Origin of the sequence: Curtobacterium sp. MCPF17_021 (assembly GCF_003234605.2) — a bacterium.
GTDB classification, from domain to species: Bacteria; Actinomycetota; Actinomycetes; order Actinomycetales; family Microbacteriaceae; genus Curtobacterium; species Curtobacterium flaccumfaciens.
The window spans coordinates 391,963-406,669 of the sequence record NZ_CP126252.1 but is presented as its reverse complement, the minus strand read 5'-3'; the positions used below and the strand labels follow the sequence as shown (position 1 = coordinate 406,669).

Sequence of the window (14,707 nt, the reverse complement as noted above, 5' to 3'; positions counted from 1 at the left end):
GCCCGTGGCGGTGCCGCCACGGGCCTCCCGTCCGTCGGTGGGCGCGTCTCAGTCGCCCTTCACGTTGACGACCTGCCGCAGGGTGTGCCGGATCGACACGAGGTCCTCGGCGTCCGCCATGACCTGGTCGATCGGCTTGTAGGCCGCCGGGATCTCGTCGAGGAACGCGTCGGTGTCGCGGTACTCGATGCCGGCCATCGCCTCGCGCAGCTGCTCGTGGGTGAAGGTCCGCCGGGCAGCGCTCCGCGAGAACAGCCGGCCCGCACCGTGCGGGGACGACTCGAGCGAGGGCTTGTTGCCGAGCCCCTCGACCACGTACGAGGCGGTGCCCATCGACCCCGGGATGAGGCCGGGCTGACCGGCCTTCGCCTGGATCGCACCCTTGCGCGAGACCCACACGGACTTGCCCCAGTGCGTCTCACGCTGCGTGAAGTTGTGGTGGCAGTTGATCCGCTCGCGCTCGTCGACGGGCGTGCCGACGGCCTCCGACAGCTGCCGCACGACGCGGTCCATCATCTCCTCGCGGTTGAGCAGCGCGAAGTGCTGGGCCCACCGCAGCTCGGCGATGTACCGGTCGAACTCCGGCGTGCCCTCGACCAGGTACGCCAGGTCGGGGTCCGCCAGCTGGATCCACCACCGCTCCATCGCCTTCTTGGCGACCTTGATGTGGCGCTGCGCGATCTTGTTGCCGACGCCCCGCGACCCGGAGTGCAGGAAGAGCCAGACCCGGTCCTGCTCGTCGAGGGAGACCTCGATGAAGTGGTTGCCGGACCCGAGCGTGCCGAGCTGGTTCCGCCACCCGCCGTGCACGCCGTCCGGGTCGAACCCCGCGGTCTCGGCCATCGCCTCGAGCTCGGCGATCCGGGGTGCGGCGGTCGCCACGATCTTCCGGTTCGACGCACCGGCCGACAGCGGGATCGCGCGCTCGATCTGCTCGCGCAGGCCCTGCAGGTCGGCGGGCAGGTCGGTGGCGGTGAACTGCGTGCGGACCGCGATCATGCCGCAGCCGATGTCCACGCCGACGGCCGCCGGCATGATCGCGCCGAGGGTCGGGATGACGGACCCCACGGTGGCCCCGAGGCCGAGGTGTGCATCGGGCATGAGGGCCAGGTGCGGGAACACGAACGGCATGCGCGCGGTCGTGCGGGCCTGCTGCTCGGTGTTGTCCTCGAGCATCGAGGCCCAGCTCAGCAGCCGGTCGTTGATCTTCTTCATGGAGTCGTCTCGCTTTCGTGACGGTCGAGGTGACGGTCCGAGACGGTCGTACGCCGAGCCTCCTGGTCGTCGCCGGACGTGGCGGACGGAAGGAAGCGGTGCTGACGAACGCCCCGGGCCGGGTGGGCACGGGGCGTCGTGGGACGTCGCGTGCCTACGCGGGATAGCGGAGGGACCACTGCTGCTCGGGCAGCACGGCGGCCGCGGCGAGCTGGAGCTCGACGCGTTCCTCGTTGTGCTGCACGGCGCGCATGCGCGGTCCTTCCGGTGTGCCCGGGGCGGGCGGTCTGCCGATCGGCAGGAGCACGACGCTAGTGCGACACGCCCGGGATGCGCAAGTCGCGTGGGCGTGTCGGCTGGTCCGCGTCGGTTCTCCACACGCTGGAGGCCCGGGGTGCGTTCTCCACGAGGGGTACGTCCGCCTGATGGTCGCCGCCGGGGCCGGGGCAGGCTGGACGCATGACCGAGCGCACGCGAGACACCCCCGACGCGACCGAGAACGAGGAACGGACGAACGGGTACGTCCCGCTCCGTTCGTACGGCGCGATCGGTGACGGTCGGACGGTCGCCCTCATCGCGCTCGACGGCCGGATCGACTGGCTGCCGATCCCGTCGATGGACTCGCCGCCGGTGTTCGCGAGCATCGTCGACGCCGAGCACGGCGGACACGTCGCACTGCGGCCGGTGGACGACCACGCGCAGGCGTCCCGCACCTACCTGCCGGGGACGAACGTGCTCGTGACGACCTGGACGACCCCGTCCGGCACCGCCACCGTGACCGACGCCATGGTCACCGGCGTGGCCGGACGGCTGCCGTGGGCCGAGATCGGACGCTGCGTGCAGGGGGTCGAGGGCTCCGTCGAGATGGAGTGGGCGGTCGTGCCCGGCACGATCCTGAGCACCGCGGAACCGCGCCGACTCGACACCGCGAACGGCACGGTGATCGGCGTCGACGGCGTGACCATCGCGATCGTCCAGCAGGGCTTCGAACCCGTCCACGACGACGGGCCCCGGTTCTCCGGGCGGTTCTCGACGACCGAGGGCTCGAAGTCGATCTTGACCATCGTCGGCACGCACGACGAACCGATCTTCCTGCCGGAGCCGGACCGCACGCTCGAAGGGATCGACCGCACGATCGAGAACTGGTCGACCTGGTCGAAGGAGTTCCGCTACGACGGGCCGTGGTCCGACGCCGTCCAGCGCAGCGCCCTCGCCCTGAAGCTCCTGATCTTCGCCCCCACCGGCGCGATCGCGGCGGCACCGACCACGAGCCTGCCCGAGGACCGCACCGGCGGGAAGAACTGGGACTACCGGTTCGCCTGGGTGCGCGACCTGGCGTACACGGTGCACGCGCTCACCCGCTTCGGCCTGCGCGAGGAGACGCACGCCGCCGTGTCGTGGGTGATGCGCACGATCGCCGAGCACGACGAGACGATGCCGATCTTCTACGGACTCGACGGGTCGAAGAGCGACACCGTCGAGGAGCGCGACGTCCCGGGCTGGAACGGCATCGGGCCGGTCACGATCGGCAACCGCGCCGGTGACCAGCTGCAGCTCGGGGTCTGGGGCGACGTGTTCGAGATCATGCGGCAGTACGTCCGGGCCGGCAACGTGCTCGACCGCAAGACGGCCTCGGTGCTGCAGGACCTGGCCGACGACGCGTGCCACCGCTGGGTGGAGCCCGACTCGGGCATGTGGGAGCTGCAGGAGGCGCAGCACTACACGACGAGCAAGATCGGCTGCTGGCAGGCGCTCGACGCCGCGGTCGAGCTGCACGACGCGGGGATGATCGACGGCCCGCGCGAGAAGTGGATCGAGAACCGCGAGCTCATCGAGGACTGGGTCGCCGAGAACGGGTGGAACGAGGAGCTCGGCCACTACGTCATGTACCCGGGCACCGACGCGCTCGACTGCTCGATCCTGCTGCACGCGATGTCGGCGTTCGACCGCGGACCGCGCATGGAGTCCACGATCCGTGCGATCGAGGAGCAGCTGCAGCACGGCCCCCTCGTGTACCGGTACTCCGGCATCCAGGACGAGGAATCGCCGTTCGTGGCGTGCTCGTTCTGGCTCGCTGCGGCCCTGGCCTGCGTCGGACGGGTCGACGACGCGAAGCAGCTGATGGACGACATGGTCGCGCAGGCGAACGACGTCGGCCTGTTCAGCGAGATGCTCAGCGCCGTCGACGGGGACTTCATGGGCAACATCCCCCAGGGGCTGTCGCACCTGGCGCTCATCCAGGCCGCGCTGACCATCGAAGAAGTCTCAGAGAAGTCCTGACCGGGCTGGACGAACCGTCGGGGGGGCGGGGCATCATGGTCTGACGATGAACGACGTCGATGCACGGATGGACCGGCTCCGCAGGGCCGCGCGCTACCGCTACCAGCAGCTCGTCGACCAGGAGATCGAGCGGGGGTCGCTCGACCCCGACGAGGTGCGCTCGGAACGTGAGGAACGTCGGCTGCTCAAGGCCGCCGACGTCGCGGCGCACGCCCGGGCCCAGATCGCGGAGGCCGAGCGCCGCGGGGTCTTCGAGGGCAACCCGTACCACGGCAAGCCGCTGCCGGGCCTCGACGGGCAGCACGACCCGGACTGGTGGATCAAGTCGAAGATCGAGCGTGAGGACATCCGGGGCATCGCGCCGCCGGCCCTGGCGCTGCGGACCGAGGACGCCGACCTCGACGACGCACTCGACGCGCTGTCGCTGGAGTCCGACGTGCGGGACGTCCTGGTGGACTTCAACGCGCGGGTGAAAGAGGCCCGGCGGCAGCTGCTCGGCGGGCCGCCGGTGGTGACGCCAATGCGCGACGTCGAGGCCGAGGTGCTCGCCTGGCGGGAGCGCCGCGAGGTGCGCATGGCTTCGGCCGCGCGGGCTGCGGAGCAGGCGCGGCTCGAGGCGAAGCCGCGGCGGTGGTGGCGGCGCCGCTGAGCGGTGGCGCGGCGCGGTGGCCGGGGGCGGGATTTCGCGCTCAGCGACAGTTCTCGCGGACGTGAGCCCGTGAGGTGTCGTCCAGCCCGTGACGACGCCGGCCGCCGGCCCGGCGTCCGCACCTGACGGACGGGAGGCCCGGTGCCAGCTGGCACTGGGCCTCCCGTCCGTCTGTGCGCCCGTTCTTTCCCATCGCGCGCGTGTTGGTTCGCAAGAACGGGCGTACCTGGTCGAAAGAACCGACCAGGTACGCCCGATTCCACCAGGTACACCCGGTTCCAGCAGGTACGCCCGATTCCGCCGGGTACGCCCGGTTCCAGCAGGTACGCCTGGTTCTGCTCGGCGCGGGCCCGCGAAACGCAAGTCGGCCCGGGCCACGCTGCTGCGTGGTCCGGGCCGACTGTGGTGGTGCGGGGTGTTACTTGATCTGTGCGGTGATGGTGGCGGTGCCGACGAGGAGGCCGCGCTTGACGGCGTCGGTGCCGAAGGTCTTGTTCAGCAGGCCGGCGGCGTCTTCGCTGATGTGGACGGTGGTGCCGGTGAGGATGGCGTTGTCGCCCTCGAGCTGGAGGGGCTTGAGGGAGCCGCCGTGCAGCTCGAACAGGAACGCGTTGGCCGCGGCGACCTTGCCGTTGACGAGGACGTCGCCGTAGAGCTTGGACGAGCCGGGGTTCACGACGAAGTTCTCCAGCGTGACGGTGGTGTCGCCGGCCTTCAGGGTCAGCCCTGAGTCGTCGTGGTTCAGCAGGCCCTGCACGTACGGGCGGTAGTTGCCATCCGGGGACCAGTAGGTGACCGACCCGGCGGTGATCGGGAACGACACCGACCCGTCAGCGAGGGTTGCGTCGCCGGAGACGCCGGGGGTGAGCTTGAGGGCGGTGAGGGCGTCGGTGAAGCCGGAGTCGAGCTTCACGGCGGTGGAGCCACCGAGGACCTCGGGGACCGAGGCGACGGGTGCGGGGATCTTCGACTCGGACGACGAGGACACCGTGTGCACGTTCGGGGTCGCGGCCTGGGCGGAGGAGATCCCGAACGCGGCACCGCCGAGGACGAGGGCGCCGGTCGTGGCGAGGGTGATGGAGGTCTTGAGGCTCTTACGCATCGTGATCAGTCCTTTGCTCTAGAGGCGCTCCGGCCGGTGGCCGAATGTGCACTGTGCACATACTGAGTACCGGCCAACTGTGACCGGAGAGCGCCCTGGGCTTTTGCCCTGTGCAAGTCATTCGGCGCCCCCGCCCGAACGGTTTGGGACGAGTTTCCTGAGGTGCAGCAACCCGGTGTTTCGTACCGTGTACCCATGGCTCCAGCACACATCTCCACCACCGACCGGCTCCGGGCGGTCGACGCCTGGTGGCGCGCCGCGAACTACCTGACGGTCGGGCAGATCTACCTGCTGGACAACCCGCTGCTCAGCCGGCCGATCGAACCCGACGACGTCAAGCCGCGGCTGCTCGGCCACTGGGGCACCTCCCCCGCACTGAACCTCGTGTACGCGCACTGCAACGCGCTGATCACGGAGACCGGGCGCGAGTTCCTGTACATCTGCGGCCCGGGGCACGGCGGTCCGGCGATGAACGCGAACGCGTGGCTGGACGGCACGTGGAACGAGCTGTACCAGGACGTCGACCTGCAGCGGTTCTTCCGCCAGTTCTCGTTCCCCGGCGGCATCCCCTCCCACGCCGCCCCGGAGACCCCCGGCTCCATCAACGAGGGTGGTGAGCTCGGCTACTCGCTGTCGCACGCCTACGGTGCGGCGCTCGACAACCCGGACCTCGTCGTCGCGTGTGTGGTCGGTGACGGTGAGGCCGAGACCGGTCCGCTCGCCGGTTCGTGGCAGGCGCACACGTTCCTCGACCCGGTGTCCGACGGCGCCGTGCTGCCGATCCTCAACCTCAACGGCTGGAAGATCGCGAACCCGACCGTCCTGGCGCGCATTCCTGACGAGGACCTCACCGCGTACTTCCGCGGGCTCGGCTACGACCCGATCGTGGTCGACTCCCGCCGCGTCGACGACGACCCGTACGCGGTGCACGCCCTGTTCGACGGTGCCCTGCGACGTGCCCTCGCCGGCATCGACGACATCCAGGCCGCTGCCCGCGCCCAGGCCGCCCGCGCCGCCGCGGGGCAGCCCGCCGGTGCCGCGGACCTGCGTCCGCGCTGGCCGATGATCGTGCTGCGCACCCCGAAGGGCTGGACCGGCCCGAAGGAGGTCGACGGCGAACAGGTCGAGGGGACCTTCCGGGCACACCAGGTGCCGCTGCCCGCGGTGCGCGAGGACGACGGCCACCGTGCGCAGCTCGAGGAGTGGATGCGCTCGTACCGCCCCGAGGAGCTCTTCGACGAGGACGGCCACCCCGTCGGCATCATGACCACGATCCGTCCGACCGGCGACGAGCGGATGAGTGCCACTCCGCACGGCAACGGCGGACGGCTGCGGACCGCGCTCGACCGGCCGCCGCTCGAGCCGTACGCGGTCGAGGCCGGTTCCACGGCATCCGCCACGGGCACGCTCGGCCCCTGGCTCGCCGCACTCATCGAGAAGAACGCCTCGACCTTCCGGCTGTTCGGCCCGGACGAGACGATCTCGAACAAGCTCGACGCCGTCTTCGACGTGACCTCGCGCGTCTGGCGAGCCCAGCGCGCCGCAGGCGACGAGCACCTCGCCGCACGCGGACGGGTCACCGAGGTCCTGTCCGAGCACCTGCTCGAGGGGATGCTTGAGGGGTACGTGCTGTCCGGTCGGCACGGGATGCTCAACACCTACGAGGCGTTCGCCCACATCATCGACTCGATGGTCGGGCAGTACGCCAAGTGGTTGGAGTCGTCGACCGACATCGACTGGCGGGTGCCGGTGTCCAACCTGTCGCTCCTGCTCTCGTCGCACGTCTGGCGACAGGACCACAACGGGTTCTCCCACCAGGACCCCGGGTTCCTCGACGTCGTCGCGTCAAAGCAGCAGGACCTCGTCCGGATCAAGCTGCCGGCCGACGCCAACACGCTGCTCGCCGTCGCCGCGCACGCGATGGAGACCACAGACCGCATCGAGGTGATCGTCGCGGGCAAGCACCCGGAGCCGGTCTTCCTGTCCCTCGACGACGCGGTCGCGCACGCGCAGGCCGGACTCGGCGTGTGGGACTTCGCCGGCACGGAGCAGGCCGTCGGGAAGGTCGACGTCGTGCTCGCCTGCGCCGGTGACGTCCCCACGGTCGAGGCGATCGCCGCCACCGACATCATCCGGAAGCACGCTCCCGGCGTCGGGGTCCGCGTGCTCAACGTCGTCGACCTGCTGGCGCTCGGCGACCCGCGCAAGCACGAGCACCCGATCCCGGACGAGCAGTACGACGCGCTCTTCCTGCCCGGCACGCCCACGGTCTTCGCGTTCCACGGGTACCCCACCCTCGTGCACCAGCTGACGTACCGCCGGAACGGGCACGACGACCTGCACGTGCACGGGTTCCTCGAGCAGGGCACGACGACCTCACCGTTCGACATGCTCATGCGCAACGAGATGGACCGATTCGCCCTGGCCCACGACGCCCTGACGCGGGTGGACGCCGAGGCGCACGCCGATCTGCTCACGAAGCTGTCCGAGGCGCGTGACGCCGCGCGGACGTTCGCGTACACGAAGGGCGAGGACCACCCGTCCCTCGCGGGCTGGGAGTTCGCGGGCTGGCCGCAGGACGAGCCCGCCAGCGGCGGGACCGGCGGCGACCCGGGTGCGGGCGAGACCGAGGCGGCCGCGCCCGGCAACTGACGCACTCCTCCACAGGCCTGGAGGCCCGGAGCGCCCTCCACAGGACCGGTCACGCCCGCCGCGTGGCCGGTTCCGTGCTGTCAGGGTTCCGGCATGGACATCGGCTGGATCAGCGCGCTCGTGTCGGTCACGAGCGCGTCCGTCGCGCTGGGTGCGCTCGTCGCCTCGGTGCTCGACGGGCGCGCAGGACGGCGAAATGCAGAGTTCTCGGCGCACCGCGACCTGTGGTGGCAGCGTTGGTCGTGGGTCGCCGACCGGGCGACCTCGGACGACGAAGGACAGCGCGCGGCCGCCGGTGTGATGTCCGCTGCGCTGGTGACCCGCAGTTGGACGACCGCGGACGACCGCTGGGTCGGCCAGGCACTCGACGACCTGACCGCAGCGACGATCGAAGGAGCGAACGATGATCTCGAAGCTGAGTGACAAGGACTTCAAGCGCTGGCTCGACGGACGTGAAATGACGACGCCCGCACTGCTGGCGGACCCGCACTACGGGCCCATGATGCGGGCGAAGGGCGCCGAGGAAGAGCTCCGTCAGGCGCGCATCGAATGGCGCGAACGCCAGGAGCGCGCACGGGCGCGGAAGCTCAAGTACGAGGCGTCCTTCGGTGAGAGCTGAACCGATGCCCTGCGAGCCTGCCACGCTGGGACCGTGACCGAACTCGTCATCCCGGCCCCGAACCTCCCGACCGTGCCCACGACGACGGGCGCGCGTTTCCCCGTCCGCCGTGTGTTCTGCGTCGGCCGGAACTACGCCGCGCACGCCCGCGAGATGGGCCACGACCCGGACCGCGAGCCGCCGTTCTTCTTCACCAAGCCGGCAGACGCGGTCGTGGTCGACGGGGCCGACACCCCGTACCCACCGCTGACGCAGCAACTGGAGCACGAGGTCGAGCTGGTCGTCGCGATCGGCACCGGCGGCACGGACATCGCAGTCGCCGACGCCCTCGCACACGTCTGGGGGTACGCCGTCGGGATCGACCTCACCCGCCGCGACCTGCAGGCCGAGGCGAAGCGACTCGGGCGCCCGTGGGACACGGCCAAGGGCTTCGACGCCTCGGCACCGATCGGCGTGCTCACCCCGGCGGCGGGGGTAGACCCGACCAGCGGCGCGATCGAGCTGACGGTGGACGAGGGACTCCGGCAGTCGGGCGACCTGACCGACCAGATCTGGTCGGTCGCCGAGACGATCGCGGCGCTGTCACGGTCCGTGGCGCTCGCGCCCGGCGACCTCGTGATGACCGGCACTCCTGACGGTGTCGGCGTGCTCGAACGCGGCGCCGTGCTCGTCGGCACGATCGCCGGCGTCGGCGAGGTCCGGACCCGGATCGTCTGAAGCACGTGTCGGCGATGTGTCGACGGGCTGGGAGCGTTCGCAGGCAGTACGGGTAAGTCTTGGGCATCGTCGCGGGTGGGGCCCGCGGCGGACACGGGGCGGCGCATCGCGACGGGGCGACGCGGACACCTCGGGACTGCCGGAGGTACGACCGTGCTGGAACACGACCTGCTCGCCACGTCCTGGACGTGGGCGGGCGACGAGAGCATCCGTGACCGCGTGCACGCCGTCGGCGCCGCCGGGTTCGCCGGCCTGTCGCTGTCCCTCGACGATCTGCACGAGGTCCGCGCGACGACGGGGTTCGCCGAGCTGCGCCGCATGCTCGACGCCGCCGGCATCGTCTGGGTCCAGCTCGGACCACTCGACCGGTGGTGGACGTGCACGAGCCGCACCCAGGACGAGGACGCCGACCGCGGGGTCGTGCTCGAGGCCGCGGCGACGCTGAGCGCCTGGCAGGTGGTGGCGCGCGCCGACACCTCGTTGCCCGGAGCCTCCCCCGCGACGATGGCCGACGACTGGGTCGTGCTCGCCGACCAGGCCGAGGCGGTCGGAGCGCAGCTCGTGCTCGAACCGGAACCGTGGTCGAACCTGCCCACGATCGAACGGGCCTCCCGCTTCGTGGCCGCTGCCGGACACCCCAACGGCGGCCTGCTCATCGACGCCATGCACGCGCTCCGCGGCGGTTCCACGCTCGCGTCGATCCGGCAGGGCGTCGCACCGGGGGTCCTCGCAGCCGTCGAGCTGAGCGACGGGCTGCTGCACACCCCGAGCGGGATGACCCTCGCCGACGAGTCCCGGACGGCACGGTACCTGCCCGGTGCCGGAGCGTGGGACCTGCCCGGCTTCGTGCGGACCGTGCGCGAGCTCGGGTTCGACGAGCCGTGGGGCGTCGAGGTCCGGACCCCGGCGCACCGGGCGATGCCCGTCCGCGATGCGCTCCGGACGGCCGTGGCCGCCACCCGTGCGGTGCTCGACGCCGCCGACGCGTTCGGCGCGCCGGCCGCCCCGGCGATGCCCTCGACGCCCGCACCGACGTCCGCGGTGGACTTCGAGCCACCGCACACCGGCCGGCACGACCCGACGCACGGAGCCCGCCGGCGGGACGCCGACACAGGGACGCCCGCGTAGGTTGCTGGGCATGACCGATCAGGCAGCACACGACGACGACCTGCTCCGCCGTTCCCAGGAGTCCATCGACGAGGCCAAGGCCGCCGCGGCCGAGGTGGTCGAGCCGGAAGAGGACGAGCTCATCGAAGAGGACGCACCCGTGGCCGACCACGCGGTGCCCTCCGACGGCCCTGCACCCGCGGCCTGACCCCGTCCTGATCCGACAGGATCCCCCCCCGGGACAGACGAGATCGCCGGGCGACCATCGAGGTCGCCCGGCGATTCTTCTTGCCGCTCGTGTGACGATCCGGTCACTCGGCACGTCTCCCCAGTGGACCCACCGGTCGCGCTTAGGCGAGCCCGGTGCGGGGCCTCGTGGTCGGTCTCCCTGAACCGGCGGACCACGTGCCTCGGCGACGGTCCGTGCGCTCCCTGATCCAGCGTGCGGGCCGTCGGGTCTGTCGCTTCTTTCGGTCGCGTCGAGCGGTCAGGTGTCCAGGTCGTTCCGGTCAGGCGCTCCGGCTGCCCCGCTCAGTCGTCATCCTCGTCCGCGAGGAAGTCCGCGTACCGGACCTCGGTCTCCGTGGCGCCGCTGCCCGGTTCGACGGTCCGCTGCGACAGGTCGTCCCCCGTGATCGCGACGCGTTCTGCGGCCGTGTAGGGCGGCAGGTACTTGCTCGAGTTCATCATCGAAGCCCCCTTCGTCCCGGCGAACGTAACAGCCGATGGCCGATCGTGGCCAGCGGGGCCGATACTGTCCCCCGCCCGGGCACGGTACGGGGGACGGATGTTCGCCAGCGGCGGACCCCATGCGCACGCATGCGGAGCCGAGGCCGGAGCGCGGGTCAGGTCTCCCGCACGACGTCGTCCGGGTCCTTGTCCACGCGCCACCCACGCCACGACGGCTGGCGGAGCCGTCCGTCGCCGGTCCACTCGGCGAACTCGACCTCGCCGACGCGCTTCGGCGTGACCCAGTGCGCATCCCGAGCGTCAGGTCGTGGGACGTCGACGAACGGCGGGGTCTTCCGTTCCAGCGGTGCGAGGACACCGGCGATCTCGTCGAGGTCACGGTCACGGAACCCGGTGCCGACCTTGCCGACGTACTCCAGCCCGTCGGGGCCGGGCACCCCGAGCAACAGCGACCCGATCCCGCCGGCACGCCGACCGCTGCCCGGTTTCCAGCCGCCGACGACGACTTCCTGCGTGGCGTGGTGCTTGAGCTTCAGCCAGGCCTCGGACCGCCGGCCCTCGGCGTACTTCGACGACCGCTTCTTCGCGACGACGCCCTCGAGGCCCTGCTCGCGCGATGCGGCCAACACCGCGTCGAGGTCGCCCTGCACCGCCGGCGGCACGTCGATCGCACCGCCGGGGTCCACGACCGTCTCGAGTGCCTGCCGCCGGGCGTCGTAGCCGAGCCGCGTGAGCTCGTGCCCGTCCGCCTCGAGCACGTCGAACAGCAGGAACCGCACCGGCGTCGTCTCCTGCGCGCTCCGGACCTCGCGTGCCTTCGTCAGGCCCATGCGGTTCTGGAGCAGCTGGAACGAGGGTCGGCCACGATCGTCGACGGCCACGATCTCACCGTCGAACACGCCGTCCACGCCGGCCCGCTCGCCCAGTTCCTGCAGCTCGGGGTACTGGGCCGTCAGGTCGTTGTCGTTGCGGCTGCGCAGGGTCACCGACCCGTCGCGGACCGTCGCCAGCGCGCGCACCCCGTCCCACTTCATCTCGAAGGCCCAGTCGGCCGGGTCCAGCCGGGGCTCCCCCTTGGCCAGGGTCGCCTGCATCGTCCGGCGCTCCGACGGTGGGGTCTCGGCGTCCGCGGTCCCGCTGATCCGTCGCTGCCCGGCGCGGTGCGCATCGCCGTGGCCGTCCGACGGCCGCTCCGACCGTCGCGCCACCGTCGGCCCGGCAGAGCCGCTGCCGTCCGCCAGCCGTTCGGGTTGTTCCTTCGTGCGGTGGATGAGCCAGTTCTTCTCGTCCCCGCCGCCACGGCCGCGGGTGTGGAGCAGCGCGAGGCGGCGAGCGCCGCCGGCCCGACCGTGCAGGGTGACGATGACCTCCTGCCCCTCGCGCCACTTCTCGAGCTCGTAGGTGCCGTCATCCCAGATCGTGACCGTGCCGCCGCCGTACTCGTCCTTCGGGATCGTGCCCTCGAACGAGCCGTACTCGAGCGGGTGGTCCTCGGTCTGCACGGCCAGGTGGTTCTTGCCCGGGTCGGTCGGCTCGCCCTTCGGCAGGGCCCAGCTCACCAGCACCCCGTCGTGCTCGAGCCGGAAGTCGTAGTGGTCGCGGGTGGCGTGGTGCTCCTGGATGACGAAGGTCGGTGTGCCGTCCTTCCGCACCGTGGGAGCGCCCTCGGGCACGGGCTCCGGCGTCTTCGAGGCGTCCCGCTTCGCCCGGTAGGCGGCGAGCCGGTCACGTGCGGGCTGCTCGGCATCGTTCGCCCGCTCGGTCCGGTCGCTGTCCCAGTGACCGTGGTCGTCGCGTCCGACGGCCAGCGAGGCGGAGGCGACCGGGTGCAGGAAGTCCCCACGGGCCTCCAGGCGTTCGAGGACCTCGTCCAACGTGAGCTGCGCGAGCCCGCGTTCCTCGAGTTCCTTCCAGGTGCGGGGCGCCGCGACCGTCGGCCGCTCGCGGCCGCGCAGCGAGTACGGGGCGATGGTCGTCTTGTTGCCGTTGTTCTGCGACCAGTCGACGAAGACCTTGCCCTTCCGCTCGGCACGGCTCATCGACGACAGCACCAGGTCCGGCAGGTCCGTCTCGAGGGCCTTGGCCAGCTCGTGGGCGACGTCGGAGACCTGCGCGGTCGTCGCCTTGCCGTCGAGCGCCGCGTACAGGTGGATGCCCTTGGAACCGGACGTCACCGGGTACGGGTCGAGCCCCATGCCGTGCAGGATCTCGCGCGCGGCCACGGCGACCTCGACGCACTCGGGCAGCCCCACGCCGTCCCCCGGGTCGAGGTCGAGGACGAGCCGGTCCGGGTTCTGCTGCGCGCCGCGTGGGCCGAACCGCCACTGCGGGACGTGCAGTTCGAGCGCGGCCTGCTGCGCCATCCACACCAGGGTCGGCAGGTCGTCGACGATCGGGTACTCGTTGTCGTGTTCCGAGTGGTGGATGGTGTGGTGCCGCACCCAGTCGGGTGCCGAGTCGGGCAGGTTCTTCTCGAAGAAGACCTTGCCCTCGACACCGTTGGCCCAGCGCTTCCGGGTCACCGGGCGGTCCTTGACGTGCGGGATCATCCACGGCGCGACCCGCTCGTAGTACTCGATCACCCGACCCTTCGTGGTGCCGGTCTCGGGGTAGAGCACCTTGTCGGTGTTCGTGAGCGCGAGCCGCCGGTCCCCGACCAGGACGACGGTCTTGCGCGAGGCGGGACTCACAGCGCCACCCCGGTCGCTCCCGCCACCGTCAGGGTCGTGCCGGACGTGTACGACGACTCGGGCCCCGCCAGGTAGACGTAGGCGCTGCCGAGCTCGACGGGTTGGGCGGGACGGCCGAAGGGGGTGTCCTGGCCGTACGCCGCGATCTCGTCGCCCGGGTAGCTGATCGGCTGCAGGGGCGTCCACACCGGCCCGGGCACCACCGTGTTGGCCCGGATGCCCTTGCTGGCGAGCTGCCGCGCGAGCCCGTTCGTGTAGGTGATGATCGCGGCCTTCGTCGCGGCGTAGTCGATCATGCGGTCCTGCGGCTGGTACGCGGACACCGAGCTGGTCGTGACGATCGAGCTCCCCGGCGCCATGTGCGGGACGGCGGCGCGGACGAGCCAGAACAGCGAGTACAGGTTGACCTTCATCGTGCGGTCGAAGTCCTCGGTGCTCTGCACGGTGATGTCCTCGTGCACCTGCTGGTGACCCGCGACCAGCACGAGCGCGTCCAGGCCGCCGAGCTCGCTGACGGCGTCCTGCACCAGGACGTCGCAGAAGGCCTCGTCCGTCAGGTCACCGGGCAGCAGCACCGCCTTGCGCCCGAGGTCACCGATGACGTCGCGGACCTGTTCGAGGTCCTCGCGTTCCTCGGGCAGGGCGTTCAGGGCGACATCGGCGCCCTCCTTCGCCATCGCGATCGCCGCAGCGCGCCCGATGCCGGAGTCCGCGCCCGTAACGAGCACCCGGTACCCGCGCATCCGCCCGGTGCCCAGGTAGCTCGTCTCGCCGTGGTCGGGGGCGGGGTCCATCGCACTCGCCAGCCCGGACCCCTGCTGGGTCTGCGCGGGGAACGGCGGACGGGGGAACTGGTCGCGCGGGTCCTGCTTGTCGAGCTGGCTCATGGGCCCATCGTGCTCGCGCCGGCCTCGCGGCGGTCCAGCGAACCGGACATCCGTGGAACGATCCCCCGGACGGCGGACCTGTGGAGGAACCGACGGCTC

13 protein-coding genes are annotated in these 14,707 nt (G+C 71.3%); 8 read left to right on the top strand and 5 right to left on the bottom strand.

From position 1 onward, the window contains the following. Positions 1 to 48: 48 nt before the first annotated feature. Complete coding sequence (locus tag DEJ29_RS02020) at positions 49 to 1,215, bottom strand: RtcB family protein (protein WP_071404876.1); 1,167 nt, start codon at positions 1,213 to 1,215, stop codon at positions 49 to 51. A gap of 459 nt (positions 1,216 to 1,674) precedes the next feature. Between DEJ29_RS02020 and DEJ29_RS02015 the strand changes: the two genes are divergently transcribed. After that, positions 1,675 to 3,495 carry a glycoside hydrolase family 15 protein gene (locus tag DEJ29_RS02015; RefSeq protein WP_111094319.1) on the top strand — a complete coding sequence of 607 codons (1,821 nt, stop codon included), beginning with the start codon at positions 1,675 to 1,677 and terminating at the stop codon, positions 3,493 to 3,495. Positions 3,496 to 3,541: 46 nt separating this feature from the next. After that, positions 3,542 to 4,144, top strand: a complete 603-nt coding sequence (locus tag DEJ29_RS02010) for a DnaJ family domain-containing protein (RefSeq protein ID WP_111094320.1) — start codon at positions 3,542 to 3,544, stop codon at positions 4,142 to 4,144. 418 nt (positions 4,145 to 4,562) lie between these two features. Here DEJ29_RS02010 and DEJ29_RS02005 read toward each other — a convergent pair whose 3' ends face one another. After that, positions 4,563 to 5,246, bottom strand: coding sequence for a hypothetical protein (locus tag DEJ29_RS02005; RefSeq protein ID WP_110865654.1), 684 nt, complete (start codon positions 5,244 to 5,246; stop codon positions 4,563 to 4,565). Positions 5,247 to 5,441: 195 nt separating this feature from the next. Between DEJ29_RS02005 and DEJ29_RS02000 the strand changes: the two genes are divergently transcribed. The 6 genes from DEJ29_RS02000 to DEJ29_RS01975 all read left to right on the top strand — a co-directional run bounded on the left by DEJ29_RS02000 (position 5,442) and on the right by DEJ29_RS01975 (position 10,549). Beyond that, positions 5,442 to 7,898: a phosphoketolase family protein gene (locus tag DEJ29_RS02000; protein WP_111047858.1), complete on the top strand. Its 2,457-nt coding sequence runs from the start codon at positions 5,442 to 5,444 to the stop codon at positions 7,896 to 7,898. A gap of 93 nt (positions 7,899 to 7,991) precedes the next feature. Further along, positions 7,992 to 8,321, top strand: a complete 330-nt coding sequence (locus tag DEJ29_RS01995; RefSeq protein WP_111094322.1) for a hypothetical protein — start codon at positions 7,992 to 7,994, stop codon at positions 8,319 to 8,321. Next, positions 8,302 to 8,517 (top strand): hypothetical protein, encoded by a 216-nt coding sequence (locus tag DEJ29_RS01990; RefSeq protein ID WP_110865597.1) that lies wholly within the window; start codon positions 8,302 to 8,304, stop codon positions 8,515 to 8,517. Before DEJ29_RS01995 ends, DEJ29_RS01990 begins: the two co-directional genes overlap by 20 nt. Before the next feature lie 33 nt (positions 8,518 to 8,550). Then, complete coding sequence (locus DEJ29_RS01985; RefSeq protein ID WP_111094323.1) at positions 8,551 to 9,234, top strand: fumarylacetoacetate hydrolase family protein; 684 nt, start codon at positions 8,551 to 8,553, stop codon at positions 9,232 to 9,234. A gap of 153 nt (positions 9,235 to 9,387) precedes the next feature. Then, positions 9,388 to 10,362 (top strand): sugar phosphate isomerase/epimerase family protein, encoded by a 975-nt coding sequence (locus DEJ29_RS01980; protein ID WP_181438127.1) that lies wholly within the window; start codon positions 9,388 to 9,390, stop codon positions 10,360 to 10,362. 10 nt (positions 10,363 to 10,372) lie between these two features. After that, positions 10,373 to 10,549, top strand: a complete 177-nt coding sequence (locus DEJ29_RS01975; protein ID WP_181433403.1) for a hypothetical protein — start codon at positions 10,373 to 10,375, stop codon at positions 10,547 to 10,549. A gap of 323 nt (positions 10,550 to 10,872) precedes the next feature. On the opposite strand, the gene DEJ29_RS01970 is transcribed toward DEJ29_RS01975, so the two are convergent. From DEJ29_RS01970 to DEJ29_RS01960, 3 genes are all read right to left on the bottom strand, one after another. Next, positions 10,873 to 11,031, bottom strand: a complete 159-nt coding sequence (locus DEJ29_RS01970; protein ID WP_181422773.1) for a hypothetical protein — start codon at positions 11,029 to 11,031, stop codon at positions 10,873 to 10,875. A 155-nt stretch (positions 11,032 to 11,186) separates the two neighbouring features. After that, positions 11,187 to 13,721 (bottom strand): ATP-dependent DNA ligase, encoded by a 2,535-nt coding sequence (locus DEJ29_RS01965; RefSeq protein ID WP_111094325.1) that lies wholly within the window; start codon positions 13,719 to 13,721, stop codon positions 11,187 to 11,189. Next, the gene (locus tag DEJ29_RS01960; RefSeq protein WP_071245906.1) at positions 13,718 to 14,608 is read right to left on the bottom strand and encodes an SDR family oxidoreductase; all 891 of its coding nucleotides are present in this window, start codon (positions 14,606 to 14,608) and stop codon (positions 13,718 to 13,720) included. Before DEJ29_RS01960 ends, DEJ29_RS01965 begins: the two co-directional genes overlap by 4 nt. Between the last annotated feature and the right edge of the window lie 99 nt (positions 14,609 to 14,707).

Bases quoted from the DNA above. Each gene is read 5' to 3' on its own strand.
- DEJ29_RS02020 (WP_071404876.1), bottom strand. From the start codon at position 1,215: ATGAAGAAGATCAACGACCGGCTGCTGAGCTGGGCCTCGATGCTCGAG.
- DEJ29_RS02015 (WP_111094319.1), top strand. From the start codon at position 1,675: ATGACCGAGCGCACGCGAGACACCCCCGACGCGACCGAGAACGAGGAA.
- DEJ29_RS02010 (WP_111094320.1), top strand. From the start codon at position 3,542: ATGAACGACGTCGATGCACGGATGGACCGGCTCCGCAGGGCCGCGCGC.
- DEJ29_RS02005 (WP_110865654.1), bottom strand. From the start codon at position 5,246: ATGCGTAAGAGCCTCAAGACCTCCATCACCCTCGCCACGACCGGCGCC.
- DEJ29_RS02000 (WP_111047858.1), top strand. From the start codon at position 5,442: ATGGCTCCAGCACACATCTCCACCACCGACCGGCTCCGGGCGGTCGAC.
- DEJ29_RS01995 (WP_111094322.1), top strand. From the start codon at position 7,992: ATGGACATCGGCTGGATCAGCGCGCTCGTGTCGGTCACGAGCGCGTCC.
- DEJ29_RS01990 (WP_110865597.1), top strand. From the start codon at position 8,302: ATGATCTCGAAGCTGAGTGACAAGGACTTCAAGCGCTGGCTCGACGGA.
- DEJ29_RS01975 (WP_181433403.1), top strand. From the start codon at position 10,373: ATGACCGATCAGGCAGCACACGACGACGACCTGCTCCGCCGTTCCCAG.
- DEJ29_RS01970 (WP_181422773.1), bottom strand. From the start codon at position 11,031: ATGATGAACTCGAGCAAGTACCTGCCGCCCTACACGGCCGCAGAACGC.
- DEJ29_RS01960 (WP_071245906.1), bottom strand. From the start codon at position 14,608: ATGAGCCAGCTCGACAAGCAGGACCCGCGCGACCAGTTCCCCCGTCCG.